Genomic DNA, 24,882 nt, shown 5'->3' on the forward strand with positions numbered 1-24,882 from the left:
CTTGCATAAAAACTGCTCAATGATGAAAACACTATTGTTTCTTTTCACTTTCTCTGTGCAGTGTTTAATGCTTAATGCACAATCTCCTTCTATTGAAAAAGTAAGGAAATTCAGGCAGTCAAATGAGCATGAATGGCTTAGTGAATTCATGCAATTTCTTGCTATTCCCAATTTAGCTGCTGATTCCTATAATATTCAGCGCAATGCATCAGCTATTATGGATATGATGCGTAAACGTAATATCCAGGATGTAAAACTATTATTACCTGATACAAAAGACGCACCACCAGCAGTATATGGAGAAATAAAAGTGCCGGGCGCAGTTAAGACCATTATTTTTTATGCGCATTACGATGGACAACCGACGGACCCATCCAAATGGGCAAAAGGGTTTCAGCCATTTACACCTGTATTGGTAAAAGGAACAAACCCGGATATTGAAAAAATGATTTCTCTTCCAGCTAAAGGAAATTTTATCGATGAGGAATGGCGCATTTTTGCGAGAAGTGCATCTGATGATAAGGGAGGAGTAATGTCTATACTTTGGGCTTATGAATCAATCATCAAATCCGGCCAGTTACCAAACTGCAATATCAAATTCTTTTTTGAAGGAGAGGAAGAGCAAGGATCTGGCCACCTGCAGGAAATTTTGCAGAAATATCCAAAGGAACTTCAGTCGGATATTTGGGTAATTTCTGACGGACCAGTACACCAGTCTGGCAAGAAGCTCATCTGCTTTGGCGTACGGGGCGATGCGAACATGGATATTACCGTTTATGGTCCTACACGGCCCCTGCATAGTGGACATTACGGCAACTGGGTGCCAAATCCGGCAATGATGCTGGTAAAATTGCTTGCTTCCATGAAAGATGAAAAAGGGAAAGTAACGATTAAAGGTTTTTATGATGATGTTGTTGCTTTATCTTCTGCAGAGAAAGAAGCCATAGCACGAATGCCACAGGCAGATGAACAAATGAAAAAAGAATTAGGCTTTATTATGCCTGAAATGGAAGGGGTTTCCTTACAGGAATCACTGATGCTTCCTTCTTTAAATATTAACGGCATACAAAGTGCCAATGCAGGTAAACTAGCAGCGAATGTTATTCCCTCAACAGCGCATGCAACACTGGATCTCAGGCTGGTAAAAGGTAATGATTACCAGGTACAGCAACAGCGTGTGGTAGATCATATTAAAGCACAGGGTTATTTTGTTACAGACAAAGAACCTACAGTTGATGAAAGAAAAAAATATCCCAAAATTGCCCGGGTTATAAAACACGATGGATATAATGCACAACGCACTTCCATGGAATTACCTATCGCAAAAGAAATTGTTGAAGCTGTGAGAACAACAACTAAAGAACCCGTTGTGATTGTTCCTTCATTAGGAGGAAGCCTGCCTTTGTATAAGTTTGAAAAATACCTGAAAGCAAATACCATATCTGTTCCTATCGCCAATCATGATAATAACCAGCATGCTGAAAATGAAAATATCCGTATCCGTAACTTGTGGGATGGTATAGAAACCATGGCCTCAATTATGCTAATGAAATAAATACATGCAACAGACACTTGTAGTGATAGGAGGGGGCGCAGCAGGTTTTTTCTGTGCCGTAAATGCTGCGAGAATGAATCCTCGACTCAAGGTAGTTTTGTTGGAGAAAACCGGCAAGCTGCTTTCAAAAGTGAAAGTGAGCGGAGGAGGAAGATGCAATACCACACATGCCTGTTTCGAAATTCCGGAATTGGCAAAACGATATCCACGGGGACAAAATTTTCTAAAAAAATCATTCCATTGGTTTAATACAAATGATACCATTACATGGTTTGCTGAGCGAGGTGTTATGCTGAAAACAGAAGAAGATGGAAGAATGTTTCCTGAAACAGATAATTCACAAACAATTATTGATTGCTTATTACGTGAAGCAGATGCATATCATGTAGCAGTGCAACTTCATAAAGAAGTATTAGGGATTCAAAAAAAAGAATCAAGCTTTGAAATTGCACTTCAGCAAGGAACAATGCTGGCAGATTTTATTTGCGTAGCTACAGGAGGTTATCCTAAGTCGGCAATGTTCGAATGGCTAAGGGTTACCGGACATAAAATTGCTGAACCAGTTCCATCCTTGTTTACATTCAATATACCCGGACATCCAATAACAAATTTGATGGGTGTAAGTGTGCCAAATGCTGCCGTTAAAATTGCTTCAACCAAGCTTGCAGAAAAAGGACCTTTATTAATTACTCATTGGGGATTAAGCGGACCTGTTATACTGCGACTTTCTGCATGGGGCGCAAGGATACTTGCAGAAAAGCAATATACATTTACTGTATTTGTTAACTGGCTTGGTGAGGAAACGGAGACAACATTAAGAGATCGTTGGTCGCAAATAAGAGACGAGTATTCTTCTCAAAAAATGGGTAATAAAAACCCATTTCAATTGCCCTCGCGTTTATGGAACTATTTATTGGAATCCTCAAATATATCAGCGGAAACACGTTGGGCAGAGCTAACTTCAAAAATGCAGCATAAACTTATCCAAAACTTAACCGGTCTGGAATTATCTGTAAAAGGTAAAACTACTTTTAAAGAAGAGTTTGTAACCTGTGGTGGAATAGAATTGGCAGATATTGATCCAAGTACCATGCAGAGTAAAAAACTACCTGGGTTATTTTTTGCCGGAGAGGTAATGGATGTTGATGGAATTACAGGAGGATTTAATTTTCAAAATGCATGGACCAGTGGCTTTCTGGCTGCAAATACAATTGCAAAACAGGCTCAGAGCTAAAATACAGGAAGTTTGAGTTAATCTGAAAGAGGTTCTTTTAATCCTAAGTCGATAACTTAGGCTTTAAAACCCCCTCTATGCAATCACTTGATACGGGCTTCTCTGTTAAAAAGACAGGTTTGTTTTTCATGGGTCTTTTCTCCTTTCTACTGATAACAGCACAAACTCCCACCATATATTTTAAAGTATCATTTCCTGAGGCAAAGGAACATTTGTTGGATGTTGAAATGAACTATGATCCAAAAGGGAAAAAAACAATTGATTTTGAACTGCCTAACTGGACAACAGGATATTATCAATTGATGAATTTCTCTAAGGATTTGAAAGATTTTTCTGTCCGGAATATAATGGGAGATACGGTTGAATGGAAGCAAACTAAAGCAAATGGCTGGAAGGTTTCCGGTGATGGTAAGCCATTTGTAGTACGATACCGCATTTTTGGTAACAGGCGATTCGTAGCTTCAAACTATATTGATGAAGAGGTTGCTTATTTGTCTCCTGCAGGCATTTTTATATATCCTGTTAACGGTATAGCTTATTCATCAACCATTGAAATCCAGCCATATAAAGAATGGAATAAAGTTGCAACCGGACTGGATCTCGTAAAAGATAAGATTTTTACCTATAAAGCACCTGATTTTGATATTTTATACGATAGCCCTTTTTTATTGGGCAGTAAGCTGGAAGAGTTGCCGTCTTTTATGGTAAATAATAAACCCCATTATTTTATCGCCTATAAAGCAGGGGAATTCGATAAAGCTGCTTTTATGAATGATCTGCAGAAAATAATAAACACTGCTTCAGGAATCATTGGTGATATACCCTACCAGCATTATAGTTTTTTAGCAATTGGTCCGGGTAGTGGAGGTATTGAACACCTGAATTCAACATCTGTTGCATTTAGCGGGCAGGGATTGTCGACCAATAAATCTGCACGTATAAGAATGTATCACTTTCTGGCGCATGAATACTTCCATCATTACAATGTAAAAAGAATACGGCCGATTGAACTGGGACCATTTGATTATAATAAAGGAAGTCGCACCAATTCATTGTGGGTTTCAGAAGGGTTAAATGTTTATTATGAAAACCTGATCCTTAGGAGAGCTGGATTAAAAACGGATGAAGAAGCTTTAGCAACTGTTCAACAGCAGGTAGCGGCATATGAGGCCAAGCCTGGAAGGTTATTTCAGACCCTTGCTCAGTCGAGTTATGAAACATGGTCAGACGGACCATTCGGTAGAACCGGGGATGAAGTAAATAAAACAATTTCTTATTATGATAAAGGGCCTGTTGTAGGGGTGATGCTTGATTTTAGAATCAGGTATGCAACTAACAACAAAAGATCGCTTGATGATGTAATGCGTAAGCTGTACTATGAATATTATAAAAAGAAAGGAAGAGGATTTACGGAGGATGAACTCAAAAAGGAAATTACAACAGTAGCGGGTGAGAATATGGACGATTTCTTTGAATACATTTATACGCTAAAGCCACTCGATTACACACGATATTTTGCTTATGCAGGTTTACTGGTTGATCAAACTCCAATAATGGTACCGGCTTACTCAGGTTTAGTATTGTCTGAACGACGTGATACAGTTATGGTGAATGGGGTAGACTGGCAGTCGCCGGCATGGAACGCAGGTATAAGGAGACAGGTAAAGATTCTCTCAGTAAATGACCAGCCTGTAAAAAAAGTAGCAGACTATAATAAAGTGGTAGCCGGAATGAAAACAGGTGATGAACTAAGGTTGCATGTTATTAGAGGAAATGAAAGTATTGTGCTGAAACTTAAGCTAGGCGAAAAGGAAGAAAGGTCTTATGCTTTAACTATTGATCCATCGGCAAATGCAACTGCTCTAAAAGTTAGAAATGGATGGTTGAAAGGCGAAGTACAAAAATAGAGCCTAAAAAACTGTAGAGACTTAATAGAATAGGGAAGAATTGACAAAATAGTTAAAAATCTTTCTACTGATTTATTGTAATGCTTTTTGGTACTTTTCAAGTGCTTTTTTATAAGGGAGTAGTTCCTCGCTATCTAATTTATCCTGAACGGCCAGCGCTATCGATTTTTCCTGAGCCTGAACAGCTTCCTTGAAATTATTGGTCAGAAAACAACTTAGTGCATACGTGTCATAATAATCATAATCCTGATTTTCTGGTTTGCTAATAATAAGACTCATCCATTTGTTGCACTTATTCAGGATATCTGTATTTATTTTAGCAGCAGATTCGCATAAGTTTCTTACAAAATTGTTTACCTGTAATGCCGGTAATAGATAGCTATAGTGATTCATGAGACTATCATATTGCAAGGTCATATACGCTATTTGTTTTTTGTCATTAATGGCTTTATTCAAATCGGTATTGTTTAAAGTTCTGATCTTTTGAACTAATGCCGCCATTGGATGGTTAGAGGAATTAACCAGTAATTCTGCACGTTTGCGATGTGCTTCATCTTCATTAATCATCAACCCTTCTCTAAGAATAGTATAAATAGCTTTATTGACACGCTCATGTCCGTTTTGTTGGTCAAATAAAGGTTGGTGTTCTAGGAGATAAGTAAATATTTTCGAAAATGGATTGGCTACATAATTTTCGATGATACGCCAGTTTTGAGGCAAAACATAGTCTTTCTCTGGAATCATATCGAAATACCTATCTAAGGCAATTTGGGCCATACAATTGTAGTTGTCATTAGCATACAATGCCGGCTTCTGCTCGGCAGATAAATAGTTAAGCATTAAAGATGCATCCGCATATCCTGCATCTATTTTTTCCTTCCAAACTTTGTAATTATCATTACTGATGGCCTGTTTTCCAGTAAGAAGAAACTGTTCGGTTTCCTTATATCCTGATTTATGTATGATGGTACCCGTACTGTCTGTGAAAATAAAAGTAGGGTTGGAGATAATTCCATATCTGCGTCTTAATTGTTTGGTAGCAGAATCAGGTTTTTTGAAGTCATCAAATGATTCAACATTGATAAAATTGGTATTGTAAAACTGACTGATCTCTGGTTTTGGAAAAACATTCTTTTCCATCTTTACACATAAAAAACAACCTGTGCCGGTAAAATAAATCAGTACAGGTTTCTTTTCCTGTTTTGATTTTTCGATTATTTCATCATACTTCAAGTGCTCGAACCGGATGGATTCCTGCGCAGGAATACAGTTTACTGACAGCGCAAATAGGAGGCAGGTTAGCGAAATGAATTTACGGATTTTCATATTGTGTTACTCTAATATATGTTTTTTCTCAGGACTAACCCCTTTGAAGCTAAAATTTAACTTTATCTGTTTATGGGATGTCTTTTTATAACACTTATTGTTAAATTTTACCACTTATCCAAACCAATAGTAATAATTGAACAGCTTTGATTATTTTGAATTCAAACTAAAACACTCGCTATGAGAAAACCTTTGATAGCCACATTATTATGTGCAGGTATATTGGGTACAGGCGTTTATGCGCAACAGCCTCCAGGTACCCCTCCCGGTACAAAACCAGCCGGAGACACTTCCAAAGCTCCGGCAGCACCAAAAAAACCTACTGTAGCAGACAAAACAAAAGGTCAGAAAAAGATTGATGGTTTATTTACCCTTTATCAGGATACTACAACAGGTAGTATTCAGATGTATGTGCGTAAGGACCAGTTAAACAAGGAATTCATTTACCAGAGTTTTTCCATTAATGGACCAACTTCTTTGTTCCTTCACCAGAGTATGCATAGAAATACGGGTGTGTTTACGATGAAGCGGGCATACGATAAGATTGAATTCCAGGTGGTAAATACTGGTTTCTTTTATGACAAATCAAATCCAGTAAGCAAAACCGAAGATGTAGATAAACCCGAGGCGGTTTTTTACAACGACAAGTTCAGTATTGAAGATTCTTTAGGTTATTTGATTAATGTTGATCAGCTTTTCCTTAGCGAGAAGATGGACCCCGTTAAGCCCATTTTTGCTCCTGGTCAGGCTACACCATTTACCTTTAACCTTGGTGGATTAAACCCTACTAAATCTAAATATGCGAATATCCGTTCGTTCCCAAACAATACGGATATTGTAGTTGATCTTTCTTATGATAATCCTAGCACGATAGCTGCTACCGGGCCGGATATCACCGATGCACGTTATGTGCGAGTGCGCATGCAACATAGTTTTATTGAAATGCCAAAGAATGATTTTCGTGGCAGGAGAGATGACCCAAGGGTAGGGTATTTCACACAACAACGAAACGATCAGACAAGTATAAGTCCAACACCATACAAAGATTTAATCAACCGTTGGGGTTTAGTGAAGAAAGATCCATCTGCAGCACTGAGTGAGCCGGTAGAACCACTGGTATACTGGATTGAGAACACCACTCCAATTGAGTACCGTCAAACCATAATGGATGCAGGACATAAATGGAACGAGGCATTTGAAAAAGCAGGATTTAAAAATGCTGTTCAAATGAAAATCATGCCGGATGATGCTACATGGGATCCTGCCGATATCCGATACAATGTAATTCGTTGGGTATCTTCTGCACAGCCTCCTTATGGAGCTATCGGACCAAGCTTTGTTAACCCTCGTACAGGCCAGATATTAGGGGCGGATATTACAGTTGAATGGTTCTCTGGAAGTGCTACACCAATATTTGACGAACTATACAACGGCCCATCTATGGAGAATGCCATGCATTTACCTGGAATGAGCATTCAACACTATGCAACCTGTACACTTGCGGGTGAATTGAAAGCACAGTTCATGACTGGCCAAACTACCTTACAGGCTATGGATGCTCCTGAAGCTGAGATTAAAGAAATGCATAAGCAATTCCTCACTTACCTGATTATGCACGAAATGGGACATACACTGGGGCTTAACCACAACATGAAAGCAAGCCAGATGTTATCGCCAGCGGAAATCAATAATACGTCTATTACCCATCAAATCGGTTTAATCGGTTCGGTAATGGATTATCCTGCCATCAACGTTTCTTTAGATAGAAGCAAGCAAGGAGATTATTATACAACCAAGGCTGGCCCTTACGATTTATGGGCAATAGAGTTTGGTTATACACCATTCTCTGCAGCCGGAGAAGAAGCTGGTATTACTAAAATCCTTTCACGCAGTACAGATCCTAAACTGGCATTTGGTAATGATGGTGATGATATGCGTTCACCTGGTAAAGCCATGGACCCACGTGTAAATGTAAACGATCTTACCAGTGATGCTATTGGATACGCAGAGGAGCGTTTCAAACTAGTGAATAACCTAATGGGTAAACTTGTTCAGAAATACAGCAAACCAGGACAGTCATATGCCGAATTGCGCACACGTTATGGGGTATTACTTGGTCAGCGTAACAGCATGATCAACGCAGTGAGTCGTTATGTAGGTGGTGTATATATTGACAGAAGTTTCCCTGAACAAAATTCACCTAATAAACCGTACACCCCAACTCCATTAGCAACACAGAAAAAAGCCATGGAAGTGCTTACTAAATATGTATTTGCACCAAATGCTTTTGATGCTGATGCCCAGGTATTCCCTTATCTGCAAATGCAGCGTCGTGGGTTTAACCAACCAAATAATGGGGAAGACTATAAAATCGTAAATAACATCACCGCCATCCAGGTAGGTGGTACATTGGCCCATATCCTGAATCCGGCTACTTTACAGCGTATCAACAATACACGTTTGTATGGCAACCAGTACAGTGTGGCAGATGTAATGAACGACCTGGTAAAAGGTATTTTTGATGCTGATATCAATGGAAATGTTAACCTGTATCGTCAGTACCTGCAGACCTCTTTTGTAAAAGGTGCAAGTAATTTCCTGAACCCACAGGCACCAATTGATGACGTTTCTAAAGCAGCTACTTTATACACTTTACGTAAGCTGCGTACCAAACTGGCTGCAGCGGTTTCAACCAATGAAGAAACCAAAGCGCATAGAGCCAATCTGGTGTTCCTGATTGACAAAGCGCTGAAAGTCGATTAAGAACAGAGAAACAGAGGAATAAGGAATAAGAAATCAGGAAGTAGGGGAGACCTCACTTCCTGATTTCTTATTCCTTATTCCTTATTTCATATTTCATATTCCTTTCTGCTTGCAAAATCCAATTCTACTTGCTATATTAAGGGTCTAAAAAGCCTGCCATGCGAAAAGTTAGTAATGTTCTTGAAAGAAAAGGGAACCGTGTAACAATTGTTACCCCTGAAATGTCTGTTATTGATGCCCTCCGAATTATGGCAGAGCAAAATATCGGCTCTGTAGTTGTTATGAAAGATGATCGTTTTGCCGGCATTATGACCGAAAGAGATTATTCACGAAAAGTAATTTTGAAAGGGAGACACTCCAGTGATACACCGGTAGGTGATATTATGACCACTGATTTTCCCTATGTAGGAATAAATGATGGGGTAGATTCCTGTATGCAACTGATGACTTCACACCGACTTCGGTACTTACCTGTAATAGAAGATGAACAATTAGTGGGTATCATTTCTATTAATGATCTGGTAACAGAAACTATTCTTACCCAGGCGGAGACGATTAATCAATTGCAGAGTTATATTCAATCGTAGTATGCTTAAATAAACTATAAAAGGATATAATTTCAAATCACTTTTAAATCCCAATATGACAGAAGACTGATAAGGCGATGGTGATAAATGTCAAGAGTGTCTTTTCCTAGTTTGTTCTGTTTACGGTAATTTTTTCTGCAGCGAAATTGAGTAAAGTATAATCTGGTAACGGTTAATTTTTAAGCTCAGTATTAAAATCAGTTGTCTCTACCAGCAACTGAAAGGCTCTGGTGAAATTATACAGGTCTTCCTTCGTTTTTTCATCAGTTATAATTCCTTTATCAGTTATTTTCCCTCGTATACCCTGGATCAGTAGGGTAGTTTCTTCTGTAAATACAGCCATTACTGTTTTCATGATTAATTGAAGTGATTCATGCCCTTTTCTTCCATCTGCAGAAGCAGTAATAATGCCCAGAGGCTTGTCAGAGAATACGGTTGTAGATACACACCATTCAATAGCATTTTTTAATCCACTGGGAACACTAAAAATATATTCTGGTGTGCAGATGATAATGCCGTCTGCCTGTTGTATCTGATTCCGAAATTCAATAATTATTTTCGGTGTCTTAGTAGAAGAAGCAAAAGGGTCGAAATGGGGGAGTAGCTTCAGTTGATTGAAGATGGTGAAGTTAAAATAGTCTTCGGAAAGATTTAGTAAGTTATCAATCAGCCGCTCATTCGATGAGTTTTCACTGGCGCTTCCATTGATAATAAGGATATTCTTTTTGTTACTCATTGGGTAATATAATAATGCCCGACAATGTCGTACAAAATAGTTTACAAACAGTAGAAAAATTAAGCGAAAAGAAACAATATGTTTTGGATGAGTATAGCAGGCAACTAGTTAGGGGGATGTTGAACTATTAAAATGGAGATGCTAATATGCAAGACAGATGATTAAAAATGTGATGCTCTACTGAAGGGAAATTCAGGAATTTCTCAACAGTAGAGCATCATAGCAGCTCATTTTAGAGGAGTTTTTTTATGGGATTACGATAGTTCTTTTTTGATAAGTATTTGCACCAAATACACCAATTGCATTCCCCTTAATATTCGTTATAGGATTATCCGGAGCAGCTAGTGGACTGCCTGTGGATGATTGCGAAAAACTAAACCAATATTTGTAATTGGCAAGATCTACACAATTCATTTCTACATCAATAATATCCGCTTTTTTAAATTCATCGTTTTCCCTTGAATAGATCAGGGGAAAAGTAATTTTTTTACCATCTATAAATAAATCATCATAGGCAAAAGCATCTTTTATTAGCCTGCCATTTTTAAACAAAGAAAAATTATAGTTATTACCCAAGCCGATTGGGTCATTGTAAAAAGGCGTTACTACCTTAACTGTTTTGCCAAAATTGGGAAAGTCTTCGATTACCAATGAGTCGAGATTTACCATTACCGGCATCTTGGAACTAGCTGTAAGTATGCTGCCATTAGCTACTACCTTTAGATGGTATGATTTACCCGTAATACCCACTAAGCCTGTATTTGTATAAACACCACTGGTTGTTTCGGGTAAAGAATAAATCTGGCCATTATCTTCCTGTATAGTTACAGTAGCACCAGTTAATGGTACAATGCTATTATCAGATTGCACCTTTTTGGTAAATGACAGTTTAACTATGCTGCCGATGGATGCACTTTTGGTTACCTTTCCATCCACTATTATGATGGGAGCAGTGGTATCTAAATCGAGATCTATTACCTTTTCGCAACTTGTTAATAAGCATACGAGTAATGTGATGTATAAAAGAGAATATTTTTTTTTCATGGCTTAAAATTTGAAATTGTATGAAATGGATGGAACCCAACGGAATAAACTGGTTTGTCTTATTTCCGTAATGTTTGGATTGTCTTTATTGTCTTTAAAATCAATTGAAAAGGCATTCTCTCTTCCGTAAACATTGTATAAACTGAATACCAGTTCTTTAGTCCATTTTTTTGTTTTCTTCAATTGCATGGTTGCACCAAAATCCAGGCGATGGTAATTCGGCATCCTGTCAGCGTTTCTGCTATTGTAGTAATAGGTGGTTTGTCCGTTCACCTGGTATTTACCGGCAGGAAATGTAACGGCACTGCCTGTGTAAAAAACAAAATTCCCGCTTAATGTCCATTTCTTGTTCAACTGATATATCCCAACAATAGATATGTCGTGGGTTCTGTCTTGTGTTGCATTGTACCATTTGTCATTATTAATGCCAGTTATTTTTCTTTCGGTTTTACTTAAGGTATAACTAACCCACCCAGTTAGCCGCCCTGTTTTTTTCTTAAACATAAACTCTATACCATAAGCTCTCCCTTTACCAAAAAGTAATTGGGATTCTACAGTTTCGTTTAAGAAAAGGTCGGCGCCATTTCTATAGTCTAACACATTATCCATTTCCTTGTAATATGTTTCAACCGTTAATTCATATTTATTTTGTAAGACATTAGCGTAATAACCCAGGCTATATTGGTTACTTATTTGGGGTTTAATGATATTGCTGGTACTTGCCCATTTGTCTAATGGATTAGAACCATTTGAATTAGTGATTTGATGCATATACTGTGCATTACGGGTATAAGCAGCTTTGATCGATTTATTAGCGCTCAGCATGTAACCAATAGAAATCCGTGGCTCAAGGTTGTAATAAGTTTTTATCACTTCCCCTTTTGCATATCGGGTGGTATCGGTGATATTCCCATTCCCATCTATATTATAAAACTTTCCGCCACCTAATACGCTAAAAGCACTAAGTCTTGCCCCAAGTGTTATATTCAGGTTCTTACTTGTCTTAAGTACATTGCTTACATAAATGGCGTTTTCAAATGAGTATCTTTTATCCTGAATTTTATCATTGATGCTGGATGTAGCATTGCTAGTAATTTCTCCCGGGCGAATAATGTGATAAATGCTTGACCAACCAAAACGTAAATTGTTTTGATTATTGATGCTATACTGGTAGTCCTGCTTTAGATTCCAATCTCTGATCTGTGAAAATATGCGTATATCGTTAGTGCCGTTTTTTACTTTAAATGCATAATTGTAATTGCTGAAAATGGCTGAAGTGTTTAAAAATAAACGACTGTTGAAAATATGATTCCAGCGTAAAGTACCTGTTCCATTGCCCCAGTTGGTGGCAAACTGATTGTTAAATCCGAGCACATCTTTACCAAAATAGCCGCTTAAGTACAGTTTGTCTTTTTTGCCTAATTCATAGTTAAGCTTAGCGTTTAGGTCATAAAAATATAACTGGTTGTTTTTAAATTCTTCATCCAATTTTAGAAATACATCTGCATACGTTCTTCTGCCTGTAATTAAAAAGGATGACTTATCTTTTTGAATCGGCCCTTCCACATTCAGTTTAGCACTAATTAGTCCTAAACTACCATTTACGCTGGTGGTTTGATTATTGCCCTCGTTCATCCTTACATCCAATACGCTGCTTAATCGTCCTCCGTATTGTGCAGGCATTCCTCCTTTATAAACGGAGATGTCTTTAATGGCATCGCTGTTAAAAGTAGAGAAGAAGCCAAACAAATGCGCTGCATTGTAAATATTTGCTTCGTCTAATATTATTTGGTTTTGGTCGGTACTTCCACCTCTTACAAAAATTCCACTATTTCCATCACCGGCAGTTTTAATACCAGGTAGCAATTGAATGGTTTTTAAAAGATCCTTTTCACCAAAAATTACCGGAATGTTTTTTGCATCCTGTACCGATAGTTTTTCAATGCCCATTTGAGAGCCAGTTACCGATCTGCCGGAAGACCTGCTGCCGGTAACGGTTACATTTGCTAATTCGTTGGTGGCTTCAGATAGACCGATGTTTTTTTCGGTGTTACTTTCTAAAGTAATACTTAGGGTGTCGGGAGTTTTGCCTATTGCGCTAAACACAATTTGGTAAGTTTTCGGGGACAATGAAAGGCTGTAAAAGCCATATTCATTTGAAGTTGTACCTGAATTACTATTCAACACTTTAACACTTGCGCCAATTATGTATTCGCCTGTGGTTTTACTTTTAATACTGCCGCTAATCGTATAGTTCTTTTGTCCAAAGGCTTTTAAACCCGAACTGAAAAATAGTAGTAGTAACAGTGAAGTGATTGCTTTTCTTGGTTTCATATTTTGTCTTACTTAGGTAAATGCTTTTTCTCTTGACTTATTTAAATATTGAAATGCGGATGAATGGTTTTATGCGACTTTCGTCATTTTCTATTTTGAGAACTGATTTAGTTAGGGGCCATAGGATAGTGGTAAGGAACGGTGTTTTTTTACCAGGATCATATAGAAACGAGGTTCTCAAGGGTGATGTATTGGTCAGGTTTATGTGCCGCATTGAACCCAGCTTCTGTCAGGTAATTTTTAGGCTACAAATTTTACCGGATTATGCATTAGCCTTGAATGATCAATTAAGATTTTGTGGGGACTGTTTCTGACCATTTCCAGGCATGGTAGATGATCAGGCAAAGCAACACTACTTCCACTGCAGCAGCGAAGATCATGTGTAACCAGGCCTCTCCAGCCAGGTTAAAGAGCATATAAGGAATTAACAAAATGGCCACAATGATATTGGTTAATCGGTTTGCCTTGGCAGCAAGGGTAACCGATAAAAAAATCATCAATATTGGAATGGTGGCCAGAAAAATTGCCGTAAAAATGAATCCTTGCGTAATATCAAATACATATACCTTTCCTTTCTGGATGTCCTCTATTTTACTCGGCATATACAAGTGAAAATAGTCTACATAAATATAGAGGAACATAAAGCTTGCCCATAGTGCGCAAAGTTTCAGTTTAACACTTATCGTGAAGTCTTGCAATTGTCTTTGCAGTATTTTTTCTGTACTCATACTAGTCGTCTAAAAATTAAATCCAAAGTCAAGTCCGGGTTGAACAAAATAATTGTTCCATTTTTTTTCTACTGATTTGAATGATGCAGGTACATTAGATCTTATGGGCCAGTAACTAATTCCGATAGAGGGTTCGAAAAAGAAACGGTTTTTGAAAAATTTGAACTGGTAACCAAGGTAGAAGTCCAGGTATAAAGTGTACCCATTTCCAATCTTCTGCTTATTTGAATCGAAATATTTTTCAAAAGCATTTAATGCATAAACGGATGAGTAGGCGCCTTTCCACCAAAAGCGCTGGTATCCTAAGGTTGGTGCCAGTATGCGTGCGTGTCCAGGATAGTTTTCTCCTGGGGCATCAAATGAAGAAGAACCAAATGGAATTCCTAATGGCCATGCATAAATGGATCTTTTGAATCTGAAAGAAACAACATCTTTGGGTGTTATCCTGTAACCAACATTTAATTGTATATACTCTGGATTGTTTACTTTGTCGAAATTGCCCAACATCAGCAATGAACTTCCGACAAACCATTTTTTAAAACTACTGTCTTGTTTTACATCTTGTGCATTTACCTTTAAACCACTTGCCAATATAAAGGCAAGTCCGAGCCATAAATTTTTCTTTTGCATTTCTGTACTAATTCACTTAGCGTTAAACGATAATGCAAAAGTAGATGGAGAAGTAGCCAGCAAACGTTCACTTAAGTGAAGAAATGAAACTTAGCTCTTGCTTTTTTCAACAATTCTAGCTCTTAGTCTGCTTAGTGATTGGGGTTTAATGCCTAAATAACTTGCTAGCTGATGTTGAGGCACACGTTGAATAAGGTCGGGACGTTTTTGAAGTAAGTTTTGGTATCGTTGTTCGGGGGAGGAAGTTTTAAATTCATCGAATTCGATGCGTTCCTTGGCCAGTAATTCTTCTGAAAATTTCCTGCACATCAATTCAAACTTTGGAAACTTACTGTTAACTTCTGCTTCCATATCCTCAGTTGAAACTAATAGAATACAGTCTTCCAAGCAACTAATGTAATAATCGGACGGCGTTTTGTTGATTACGCAGGCAGGTGTCAAAGCTTCCATTTCAGTGTAGAAAGCAGTCGTTTTCTCTTCGCTATCTATAATATAATAAGTTCGGATACAGCCTTTGAGAACAAAATAGCTACTCTTCGAATGTTGACCTTCTTTGAGTAAAATGCTTCCTTTTTTAAAGGAATGAAAAAGGTCTAAAGAAGTGAGTACATTTTTCTCCTCATCAGTAAGGGTAATATATTTTGATATAAAGTCGAAAAGTATAGTTTCCATTTTAGGGTTGTTGCCAGCTTTGGTTGATTTTAACCGGTGGCTGTAAAAGTAGGATATTAAGGAGAGAAAAGCTTGTCTGTTAGTTCATTTGGGATGATGCGGGAAAATTTTCACTGCCCGGTTTTTTCAGGCGATAAAGAGTTTGCTATGTTTTGGGGAGACCTGCGGCTGGATAAAACCGGATAGAGTGTTTGGGATAACCCGATGTTTGTCAGGTATAATTGGTATGAGACTTTTAAATCATGATTCTTTAATTTGAAATATTCATAAAAATTTATATGTGATATAAAAACAGATCCTTCGTCGCAGTTTCCGACTTCGTCGGAATGCTCCTCAGGATGACGAAGATCGGTGAGAAAAAACAAGCGATGTTGGCAAAGCCAACATCGCCTGAATACCCCACAAGTGAGCAGTCATCCTGAGGAGCATTGAAAACCGCAGGTTATCATCTGCGACGAAGGATCTGTTTGTATTGTTCTCAATCCTCTTTTTTTGACCCCAATGCACTAACAAATTTTCTATTTTGCTGTAAGCTGTGAAGTAGCATTTGGCAGATTAAAAGGGGAGAAGTAAAATGTTATGCTATCCCCTTTGCAAATAAAATTACATCCTCAAAGCGATCTGTCTTTTTTAATACATCTGGTAGGTTGTGGTGCAACCAGGAAAGAAATGAATAGATTTCTTTGTATACTAATTCAAGATAATGGAGGTTCCGAAAAATGGGCTCATAATGATACACGCGGTTGCGTAATGTTCTGATGCGATATAAAGAATCATCGATTGTATCTCTTCGTCTTTGTTTTTTGGGTAAGTGTATAAAAATAGTACGAAGGGGTTTCCATAATAATTTCGCATAGTGCCTGTTAAATAAGCGGTTCCAGAAACCAAAACTTAGCTCCGAAACAATTCTGTCAGGCGTTATTATTTTTTGTTGAAAACGAATATTTTGTTCTGCTTTCTTAACTGCTTTTTGAAACTCAACAGGTAATTTATTTTTGAACCAATAAGGGTCATTGAAATAACTGCTGAGTTGTCTGTGTATGGCATTACGTAATGAAATTTCCAGCACAGATAAAACCGGATAGAGTGCTTCGGATAGCTCGATGTTTGTCAGGTATAATTGGTATGCGTCTTTTACATTATGATTCTTTTGGTGTAGGTACTCGTTGAATCTGGGGTATGAAATAAAAAAATGAATTTCCTGTTCTGTAATCATTTTATTTTTTTTGGGTAAAAACTTCTTACATTTGTGTTATGATGCCAGTTACTCCTCTCCCGGTCTTTTTGCCGGTGATGAAACTGGCTTTTTCTTTTTAGGGAATCAGCATCACTTCGTAGCGTTTCTTCTTTTGTATAAACTATCATTTACTGTATCCTTTACTACATTTATTTATGGCATTTTCGCTATAATTAAAATGAAAACTTAATGAGATAAAAGTGGTTATTCATCCCTCCAAAATCAGAAAGAATTGAATAGTATTTCCCGCAAATTTTATAGTTGGTATTTTGAATTCGTCTCAGCCGAATTGCTAAACTATTCAGGAAGTTTGAGAGACTGATGAGGAGGGAATGGAACACGGATTTTCATGATTATAATGATCTATCATGATACATCATCATCATTATTGAAGTTTTGTTATAGGATTTTTCTATGTTACTAAATCCTGAGAAGTAGCGTTTGGCAAATGAACAGGGTAGCATCAAAACCAAATGTTATAGCATAGCTGTGTAACTAGCACGGAGTCCTTTACGAGAAACATCGGTGACGAATACGTTCTGTAGAAGTAAATATAAACGAGTGCTGAAAGGGTCCCTAGCTAAAGGGTAAGGAATGTGTCATTTAGCTATGAGCTAAATAAAAACGAGACAACTTATGCTGAAATAATTATATATGTCACCCTTTTTTTGTTTAATAAGTGAAAACTGCCCATTTTCAGCCTCAAAACCCCAACTTTCGGTCTCCCAGACTACCGGACATTCGGACTTTTTCCCTACTTTTGCACCCCCGATTTATTAAACCATCGGGATCATTTTATGAACATTTTCCGTAAACAATTAAACGCAGATGCTCAGGAGAACGCTGGTGCCCCAGAGGCAGCAGAAGTTACTACTGCGACAACAAATGCACCTGTAGCCCCCGCGCCGGTTATTGAGACAGCGCACGATGATTTCGACTGGAGCATCGACAAACGTAATGTAAGTCATTATGCTGAGTCTGAAAGAGTAAAATACGATAAAGTGTATGATGACACTTTCGTACAAATTGAAGATGGCGAAATCGTAAGAGGTGGTGTAGTGGCCCTTACTAAAACAGATGTTGTTGTAAACATCGGTTTTAAAAGTGATGGTCTTGTATCACTGAACGAATTCCGTGATGTTCAAGGTCTGAAAATCGGAGACGAAGTAGAAGTAATGGTTGTTGAAAAAGAAGACCGCAATGGTAATCTGCACCTCAGCCGTAAATCTGCACGCATCTTCCGTGCTTGGGAGCGTATCGTTGAAGTTCACAAAACAGGTGAAGTAATTACCGGTACTGTAACCAGCAAAACCAAAGGTGGATTGATCGTTGACGTATTTGGTATGGAAACATTCTTACCAGGTTCTCAGATCGATGTTAAACCTGTAACTGATTACGATCAGTTCGTTGGTAAGACCATGGAATTTAAAGTTGTTAAGATCAATGAAGCGATCAAGAATGCCGTTGTATCTCACAAAGCACTGATCGAAAGCGATATCGAAGCACAACGTGCAGAGATCATGAGCAAACTCGAAAAAGGTCAGGTATTGGAAGGTGTGGTGAAAAACATCACAGATTTCGGTGCATTTATGGACCTCGGAGGTTTGGATGGTCTGTTGTATATCACCGATATTTCATGGGGCCGTATCTCTCACCCAAGCGAAGTGGTGAAAATGGACCAGAAATTACAAGTAGTGGTACTGGACTTCGACGACGACAAAAAACGTATCAGCTTAGGTCTGAAGCAGTTAACTCCACACCCTTGGGATGTGCTGCCTGAAGGTCTGGCAGAAGGTTCAGTAGTAAAAGGTAAAGTGGTAAATATCGAAGATTACGGTGCATTCTTAGAAATTCAGCCTGGTGTTGAAGGTCTGGTACACGTATCTGAAATCACATGGGCTAATACTCCAATCAATGCGAAGGAATTCTTCAAATTGGGTGATGAGTATTCTGCTAAAGTGGTAACCCTCGATAAAGATGCCCGTAAGATGAGCCTGAGCATCAAGCAAATGAGCGAAGATCCATGGAGCACTATCGAAACCAAATTCCCTGAAAACAGCAAGCACAAAGGTTTGGTTAAAAACATCACTCCTTATGGCGTGTTCGTTGAACTGGAACCAGGTATCGGTGGTATGATCCATATCAGCGACCTGAGCTGGCTGAAGCGTTTCAACCACCCAAGTGATTACACTAAAGTGGGAGAAAACATCGATATCATCATCCTCAGCATCGATAAAGAAAACCGTAAACTGCAACTGGGTCACAAACAACTGGAAGAAGATCCTTGGAATGCCCTTGAAGATACTTTCGCTGTTGGAACCCTGCATGAAGGTACCGTTACCCGCAAAGACGATAAAGGTGCCCTTGTACAATTGCCTTATGGTTTAGAAGGTTTCGCCCCTAACCGTCACCTGAACAAGGAAGATGGTACTCAGGTGAAAGCCGACGAAACTGCTCAATTCATGGTGATCGAATTCGATCGCAATGAAAAGCGTATCGTTCTGAGCCATGCCCGTATCTGGGAGAAAGTAGTAGCTGAAGAAAAGGAAATTGCCAAGAAAGAAGCAAAAGCTGAATCTGACAATACCAAGAAAGCTGTGAAAAACATCCAGGCTAAGGTTGAAAAAGCTACCCTCGGCGACCTGGGTGCTTTAGCTGAAATCAAAGCCAAACTTAAGGAAGGAGAAGGCGAGAATCAATAATCGTCTTCATTTGAATAGGTAAAGAAAAAGGCTGTTCTGCTTCGCAGAGCAGCTTTTTCTTTTAACAGAGGAATAAGGAATAAGAAATAAGGAATGAGAAAGTAAAGGGAGATGAAGGGTGAGTATACGGGTATTAGTACGCTTTTGGTGTGGGAGATAGGGGTGGGATGAGATTTGTGGGTAAACTTGTTTGATGGAAACAAGACACAAATTTGACCTTGAAGACAGACTGATTCGGTTTGCGGTTAGTTGTATTCAGGCTGCGGAGAAACTTCCCAGATCGTTTGCCGGAAATCACCTGAGCGGCCAGCTTACCAGAAGTGGTTCAGCACCGGCCTTGCATTATGGAGAAGCCCAATCGGCCGAATCAAGAACCGATTTCATTCATAAAATGAAAGTGGCACTAAAAGAATTACGCGAAACAAAGAACTGTCTCACGATTATAGAAAAATTAAACTGGCCTATCTCAATAAACCTCTCCGCTATTATAAAGGAGTGTACCGAACTGGTATTCATCTTCCTCAAAAGCATAGAAACCGCCCGCAAAAACACCCCTCCAAAGCCCCGCCGCCCCTAAAAAAACTTCCTCATTCCTCATTTCTTATTCCTTATTTCTCCGTTCCTCCTCCCTCACCACTTTCTCATTCCATATTTCTTATTCCTTATTCCTCTGTTTTATGCTTTTCTTAACTCCCTGATAATCAATTCCCCAATTCTTGTTTCTAAATTGCCGGTAATTAACTAATTTTGCCAACTTGTATGAATAGGATTTTACTCATTTTATTGGTTTCTGTATCCCTGGCTTCCTGCTCCAATAAGTTTTCCAAAACTTTAAAGAGCAAGGATTATGAGTACAAATACAAAATGGCTGAACAGTATTATGCCAAGAAAGACTATACAAAGGCTCAGGTGCTCTTTGAAGATATCTTTCCTTATGTAAAAGGTACTTCCAGGTATGAGGACATGTATTATAAGTTCGCTTATTCCTATTACTACCAGTCGGATTATATGAACGCGGAGAACCTGTTTAAAAGTTTTGTAGAAAACTTTCCAAACAGTACCAAAGGTGAAGAGTGCGATTATATGCGCGCTTATTGTTATTTTAAACAATCACCAAAGATTGATCTCGACCAAACAAACACAAATAAAACCATGCAGTTGATGCAGGTTTTTATTAATACACACCCTGGTTCAAAAAGAATTGCTGAAGCAACCGAAATCATTGATAAGTGCAGAGAGAAACTAGAAGCCAAGGAATATAGAAGCGCAGAACTGTATTATAACCTTGGTTTTTATAAGGCAGCAGCCATCGCTTTTGGTAATGTGTCTGATAATTTCCCTGATTCGAAGAAATCAGATGAATATAAGCTGCAGGTTATCAAAGCTTATTTCCGTTATGCAGAAATGAGTTATGAAGAAAAACAAAAAGAACGCTTTGAAAAAGTAATTACAGAATGCAACGATTTTCAGGATCGTTTTGCAGAAAGTAAGTACCTGGATGAAGTAAATAAGTATAAATTACAATCAACAAATAATATCAAAAACCAGAAATATGAGCAAGCTAAGAAGGCAAATGAGCGCTAATACCGCTAGTGTGGTTGAAACCAAAAGCCTGATTTCTATTAAAGAGAAAACAGGTAATCTGTATGAATCCATCGCTATCATTGCGCGCAGAGCTAACCAGATTAATGTGTCTCTCAGAGAAGAGTTGCACAATAAACTGGAAGAGTTTGCAAGTCATACAGACAGCCTCGAAGAAATCCATGAGAACAAGGAGCAAATCGAGATTTCAAGGGCTTATGAAAAAATGCCTAATCCCGCAATTCTTGCTACCCAGGAATTCATGGAAGGCAAAGTATATCACAGACGCAACAACGATAATGACCTTTTCAGATAAGGTATATCGATAAATAATAATTTTATGAAAACGACAGTTATTATAACTGTCGTTTTTTGTTACTTTGGTTGTGATTTGTGAATGGTCAATGGTGAATAGTGAATGGTTGTTTATGATCATTGACACAGCAAAAAGTACTGGCAGCTGATAAGGAAATGATTCCAGAATCGTCTTTATCTGTAAAACAGTCTTATTCACCATTCACAATTGACAATTGACGATTATGCTAAAAGGTAAAAAAATATTAATCGGTATATCAGGAAGCATCGCTGCTTATAAAACCATAACGCTGGTTAGATTGCTAATTAAAGCTGGTGCCGAAGTAAAAGTGGTAATGACACCTGCGGCCAGAGAATTTGCCTCACCTGTTGTACTCTCTACTTTATCTAAGAATACGGTTATTCAGGACCTCGTAGAAGGAGATGCATGGGCAAACCATGTAATGCTGGGCCGATGGGCCGATGTTATGGTAATTGCACCGCTTAGTTGTAATACCATGGCTAAAATGGCCAATGGTATTTGTGATAATGTATTGATGGCAGTATACCTTTCAGCAACTTGTCCCGTCGTTATTGCTCCCGCAATGGATGAAGATATGTGGCATCATCCTTCTACCAAACGAAATCTTGCTCAATTGGTAAAAGACGGTAACCACCTGATTAGTGTGGGTAATGGAGAACTTGCAAGCGGTTTATTTGGTGAAGGGAGAATGGCAGAGCCAGAAGAGATTTGCGAATTCCTAATCGCACAATTTTTCAGATCGAAAGAACTGGCAGGCAAAAAAGCCATTGTAACAGCAGGCCCAACTTATGAAGCAATTGACCCGGTTCGTTTTATCGGTAACCACTCATCTGGCAAAATGGGATTTGCCATTGCAGAAGCATTATACCTGCGAGGTGCAGAAGTATTATTAATTGCCGGTCCAACAAATCAGCGAACCAATTACAAGGATATTAAAGTTAAATCGGTAGTTTCTGCAGACGAAATGTATGATGCGGCCGTAAATGCATTTGATGATGCAGATATTGCTGTGATGTCAGCAGCGGTGGCAGATTATAAACCAATTCAGGCAGCAACAGATAAAATTAAAAAGAAGCAGGATGAATGGTCTGTAGAACTGGTAAAGAACAAAGACATTTTACTACAACTAGGGAAACAAAAAAAGAAGCACCAGTTTCTACTTGGATTTGCACTTGAAACCAGTAATGAAAAAGAAAATGCGTTACAGAAACTGCAGGCAAAAAATGCAGATGGAATTGTATTGAATTCGCTGAATGATAAAGATGCGGGCTTCGGAGTAGATACGAATTCAGTAACTATTTTTCACCAGTCGGGTACAGAAGAAAAGACAGGTCTTAAAACAAAGCAGGAAGTAGCTGCAGATATTGTTTCATTCATCATAAAGCACCTGCATGTATAAAAAAATCGTAACCATACTATTGTTCGGTATTTTGGTGAAACAGGTCAGCAGCCAGGAACTTCAGGCTAGGGTAACCGTTTTATCGAACAGGGTAACTACAAATATCGATCGTAAAATATTTACAACACTGCAGAATCAACTGACTAACCTGCTCAATAACAGAAAGTGGACATCTGATACCTACAAGCAAAACGAAAAAATTATTTGCAGTTTTATCCTGAATATTGAAAGTGTTCAGGAACCAAATGTCTATAAAGCTTCTTTAAATATTCAGGCAGCCAGGCCTGTGTATCATTCTACCTATCAGGCTGCCATCATTAACTTTCAGGATGCAGATGTGCTCTTTAAATATGTAGAGTTTCAACCGGTTGAGTTTAATGAAAACCGCGTTCAGGGTACAGATGCTGCGGTAGCGAATCTTACTGCCATCTTTGCTTATTATGCTTATATAATTCTGGGTTTCGACTATGATTCATTTGCGCCAAAAGCAGGTGAGCCCTATTTTAAAAAGGCACAGAATATTGTCAATAATGCACCTGAAGGTAGAGGTATATCCGGATGGCGGATTTTCGACGGACTCAGAAACCGTTACTGGTTGAATGAAAACCTGATGGGAACCAGGTATAATACCATTCACGACATTATTTATGGTTATTACCGAAAGGGGCTGGATAATTTATACGATAACGAAGCGGAAGGAAAAGGAGGGGTATTAAACGCGCTGATTCAACTACAGTCATTCGGAAAGGAAAATCCAAATACCATGGTACAACAGTTTTTTATGCAGGGAAAGTACCAGGAACTAGTGGGTATTTTCAAGAAAGCAAATAATGCAGAAAAAACCAAGGCACTGGAATTATTAAGTGAACTGGATGTAATTAATGCATCAAAATATAAAGAAGCATTGCGATGAGAGTTACGGTGGTTTTATGCATATCATTCCTGTTATTCATGCAAATGAGTTGTAATAATGGACCTTCAAAAGCAGTTATTCCGATCGATAGCATGAAGCTGATCATGTGGGATATGATGAAAGCGGATGAATGGTTTAGCCGTAAGGTAATTAAAGACACAAATGCCAACAGGAACAAAGAAGATGTAAAGCTCTATGAAATGGTGTTTAAAGTTTACGGAATTACCAAAGAAAGATACTATTCAAGTTACCGATATTACGAAGGCAGACCAGTGTCATTCAAACGCCTGATCGATTCATTGGAAGCATATGCAAACCGCGAAAGGATAAAGAGATACGAAACAGAAAGAGGTGGTAGTGCTAACCCCACAAAATAATTAGTTTATGAACAAAGTGTATAAGAACGCAATAGATGCCATAGAGGGTATTCAGGATGGACATACATTAATGCTTGGTGGATTTGGATTGAACGGTATTCCGGAAAATGCCATCGCAGCACTTGTTGCCAGCGGCGTTAAAAACCTCACCTGTATTTCTAATAATGCGGGCGTGGATGATTTCGGATTAGGCTTACTGCTTAAGACCAGACAAATAAAAAAAATGATCAGCAGTTATGTAGGTGAGAATGCTGAATTTGAAAGGCAACTATTAAGCGGAGAACTGGAAGTAGACCTTGTGCCACAAGGCACATTAGCAACCCGTATTCAAATGGCAGGTATGGGAATTCCTGCATTCTTTACACCTGCTGGTTATGGAACAGAAATAGCAGAAGGAAAAGAAATAAGGGAATTCAACGGCAAGCCTCACTTAATGGAAATGGCACTGCATGCTGATTTCTCACTGGTGAAAGCATGGAAAGGTGATACCATGGGTAACCTGGTATTCCGTAAAACAACACGAAATTTTTCTACTTCCATGGCGAAAGCAGGTAATATTACCATCGCAGAAGTTGAACATCTGGTACAACCGGGTGAACTGGATCCAGACGAAATACATGTAGCCGGCGTATATGTTCATCGCATATTTGAGGGAAAAGATTATGCGAAAAGAATAGAGCGTAGGACGGTGAGATTGGTGAGTAGTGATAGAGGGGCGTGAATGGTCAATTGTCAATTGTCAAATATGGAAAGCGAATAGCTATTCACCATTCACCATTGACAATTCACGCCACATGAGTATTGAGGGGTGAATTGTGAA

At 38.5% G+C, this 24,882-nt stretch carries 21 protein-coding genes; 13 read left to right on the forward strand and 8 right to left on the reverse strand.

What is annotated here, in order from left to right; translation table 11 throughout:
* Positions 1 to 19: 19 nt before the first annotated feature.
* The 3 genes from ACH30E_RS11220 (at position 20) to ACH30E_RS11230 (ending at position 4,696) form a co-directional block, all read left to right on the forward strand.
* On the forward strand, positions 20 to 1,555 hold the full coding sequence (locus tag ACH30E_RS11220) for a M20/M25/M40 family metallo-hydrolase (RefSeq protein ID WP_490824884.1): 1,536 nt from the start codon (positions 20 to 22) through the stop codon (positions 1,553 to 1,555).
* A 4-nt stretch (positions 1,556 to 1,559) separates the two neighbouring features.
* A complete protein-coding gene (locus ACH30E_RS11225; RefSeq protein WP_490824885.1) occupies positions 1,560 to 2,789 on the forward strand; it encodes a BaiN/RdsA family NAD(P)/FAD-dependent oxidoreductase in 1,230 nt (409 codons plus the stop codon).
* Between the two features lie 77 nt (positions 2,790 to 2,866).
* Positions 2,867 to 4,696: a M61 family metallopeptidase gene (locus tag ACH30E_RS11230; protein ID WP_490824886.1), complete on the forward strand. Its 1,830-nt coding sequence runs from the start codon at positions 2,867 to 2,869 to the stop codon at positions 4,694 to 4,696.
* A gap of 72 nt (positions 4,697 to 4,768) precedes the next feature.
* Here ACH30E_RS11230 and ACH30E_RS11235 read toward each other — a convergent pair whose 3' ends face one another.
* On the reverse strand, positions 4,769 to 6,022 hold the full coding sequence (locus ACH30E_RS11235; RefSeq protein WP_490824887.1) for a thioredoxin family protein: 1,254 nt from the start codon (positions 6,020 to 6,022) through the stop codon (positions 4,769 to 4,771).
* Between the two features lie 180 nt (positions 6,023 to 6,202).
* Between ACH30E_RS11235 and ACH30E_RS11240 the strand changes: the two genes are divergently transcribed.
* Positions 6,203 to 8,785, forward strand: coding sequence for a zinc-dependent metalloprotease (locus ACH30E_RS11240; protein ID WP_490824888.1), 2,583 nt, complete (start codon positions 6,203 to 6,205; stop codon positions 8,783 to 8,785).
* Positions 8,786 to 8,943: 158 nt separating this feature from the next.
* Positions 8,944 to 9,372: a CBS domain-containing protein gene (locus ACH30E_RS11245; RefSeq protein ID WP_490824889.1), complete on the forward strand. Its 429-nt coding sequence runs from the start codon at positions 8,944 to 8,946 to the stop codon at positions 9,370 to 9,372.
* 172 nt (positions 9,373 to 9,544) lie between these two features.
* Here the strand turns inward: ACH30E_RS11245 and ACH30E_RS11250 are convergent, their stop codons facing one another.
* The 7 genes from ACH30E_RS11250 to ACH30E_RS11280 form a co-directional block, all read right to left on the reverse strand.
* Positions 9,545 to 10,108, reverse strand: a complete 564-nt coding sequence (locus tag ACH30E_RS11250; RefSeq protein WP_294990743.1) for an NADPH-dependent FMN reductase — start codon at positions 10,106 to 10,108, stop codon at positions 9,545 to 9,547.
* A 246-nt stretch (positions 10,109 to 10,354) separates the two neighbouring features.
* Positions 10,355 to 11,152 carry a DUF4249 family protein gene (locus ACH30E_RS11255; RefSeq protein ID WP_490824890.1) on the reverse strand — a complete coding sequence of 266 codons (798 nt, stop codon included), beginning with the start codon at positions 11,150 to 11,152 and terminating at the stop codon, positions 10,355 to 10,357.
* Between the two features lie 3 nt (positions 11,153 to 11,155).
* Positions 11,156 to 13,486 (reverse strand): TonB-dependent receptor, encoded by a 2,331-nt coding sequence (locus ACH30E_RS11260; RefSeq protein WP_490824892.1) that lies wholly within the window; start codon positions 13,484 to 13,486, stop codon positions 11,156 to 11,158.
* Positions 13,487 to 13,773: 287 nt separating this feature from the next.
* Complete coding sequence (locus ACH30E_RS11265) at positions 13,774 to 14,214, reverse strand: DUF6326 family protein (RefSeq protein ID WP_294990734.1); 441 nt, start codon at positions 14,212 to 14,214, stop codon at positions 13,774 to 13,776.
* A gap of 9 nt (positions 14,215 to 14,223) precedes the next feature.
* Positions 14,224 to 14,844: a hypothetical protein gene (locus ACH30E_RS11270; RefSeq protein ID WP_490824893.1), complete on the reverse strand. Its 621-nt coding sequence runs from the start codon at positions 14,842 to 14,844 to the stop codon at positions 14,224 to 14,226.
* A 90-nt stretch (positions 14,845 to 14,934) separates the two neighbouring features.
* Complete coding sequence (locus ACH30E_RS11275) at positions 14,935 to 15,516, reverse strand: Crp/Fnr family transcriptional regulator (RefSeq protein WP_490824894.1); 582 nt, start codon at positions 15,514 to 15,516, stop codon at positions 14,935 to 14,937.
* A gap of 577 nt (positions 15,517 to 16,093) precedes the next feature.
* The gene (locus tag ACH30E_RS11280; protein ID WP_490824895.1) at positions 16,094 to 16,732 is read right to left on the reverse strand and encodes an Abi family protein; all 639 of its coding nucleotides are present in this window, start codon (positions 16,730 to 16,732) and stop codon (positions 16,094 to 16,096) included.
* An 818-nt stretch (positions 16,733 to 17,550) separates the two neighbouring features.
* Between ACH30E_RS11280 and rpsA the strand changes: the two genes are divergently transcribed.
* From rpsA to ACH30E_RS11320, 8 genes are all read left to right on the forward strand, one after another.
* The gene (gene rpsA / locus ACH30E_RS11285) at positions 17,551 to 19,455 is read left to right on the forward strand and encodes a 30S ribosomal protein S1 (protein WP_490824896.1); all 1,905 of its coding nucleotides are present in this window, start codon (positions 17,551 to 17,553) and stop codon (positions 19,453 to 19,455) included.
* Between the two features lie 193 nt (positions 19,456 to 19,648).
* Positions 19,649 to 20,032 (forward strand): four helix bundle protein, encoded by a 384-nt coding sequence (locus ACH30E_RS11290; RefSeq protein ID WP_490824897.1) that lies wholly within the window; start codon positions 19,649 to 19,651, stop codon positions 20,030 to 20,032.
* 182 nt (positions 20,033 to 20,214) lie between these two features.
* The gene (locus ACH30E_RS11295) at positions 20,215 to 21,039 is read left to right on the forward strand and encodes an outer membrane protein assembly factor BamD (protein WP_294990719.1); all 825 of its coding nucleotides are present in this window, start codon (positions 20,215 to 20,217) and stop codon (positions 21,037 to 21,039) included.
* Complete coding sequence (locus tag ACH30E_RS11300; RefSeq protein ID WP_294990716.1) at positions 21,008 to 21,352, forward strand: DNA-directed RNA polymerase subunit omega; 345 nt, start codon at positions 21,008 to 21,010, stop codon at positions 21,350 to 21,352. The genes ACH30E_RS11295 and ACH30E_RS11300 overlap by 32 nt, the downstream gene beginning before the upstream one ends.
* A gap of 223 nt (positions 21,353 to 21,575) precedes the next feature.
* Positions 21,576 to 22,772: a bifunctional phosphopantothenoylcysteine decarboxylase/phosphopantothenate--cysteine ligase CoaBC gene (coaBC, locus tag ACH30E_RS11305; RefSeq protein WP_294990714.1), complete on the forward strand. Its 1,197-nt coding sequence runs from the start codon at positions 21,576 to 21,578 to the stop codon at positions 22,770 to 22,772.
* The gene (gene porD / locus ACH30E_RS11310; protein ID WP_294990711.1) at positions 22,765 to 23,685 is read left to right on the forward strand and encodes a type IX secretion system protein PorD; all 921 of its coding nucleotides are present in this window, start codon (positions 22,765 to 22,767) and stop codon (positions 23,683 to 23,685) included. The genes coaBC and porD overlap by 8 nt, the downstream gene beginning before the upstream one ends.
* Positions 23,686 to 23,729: 44 nt before the next feature.
* Complete coding sequence (locus tag ACH30E_RS11315) at positions 23,730 to 24,062, forward strand: DUF4296 domain-containing protein (RefSeq protein WP_490839003.1); 333 nt, start codon at positions 23,730 to 23,732, stop codon at positions 24,060 to 24,062.
* A 7-nt stretch (positions 24,063 to 24,069) separates the two neighbouring features.
* Positions 24,070 to 24,783 (forward strand): CoA transferase subunit A, encoded by a 714-nt coding sequence (locus tag ACH30E_RS11320; RefSeq protein ID WP_490824901.1) that lies wholly within the window; start codon positions 24,070 to 24,072, stop codon positions 24,781 to 24,783.
* Positions 24,784 to 24,882: the final 99 nt, after the last annotated feature.

The sequence above is a fragment of the Sediminibacterium sp. FW305-C-61 genome (assembly GCF_058231065.1).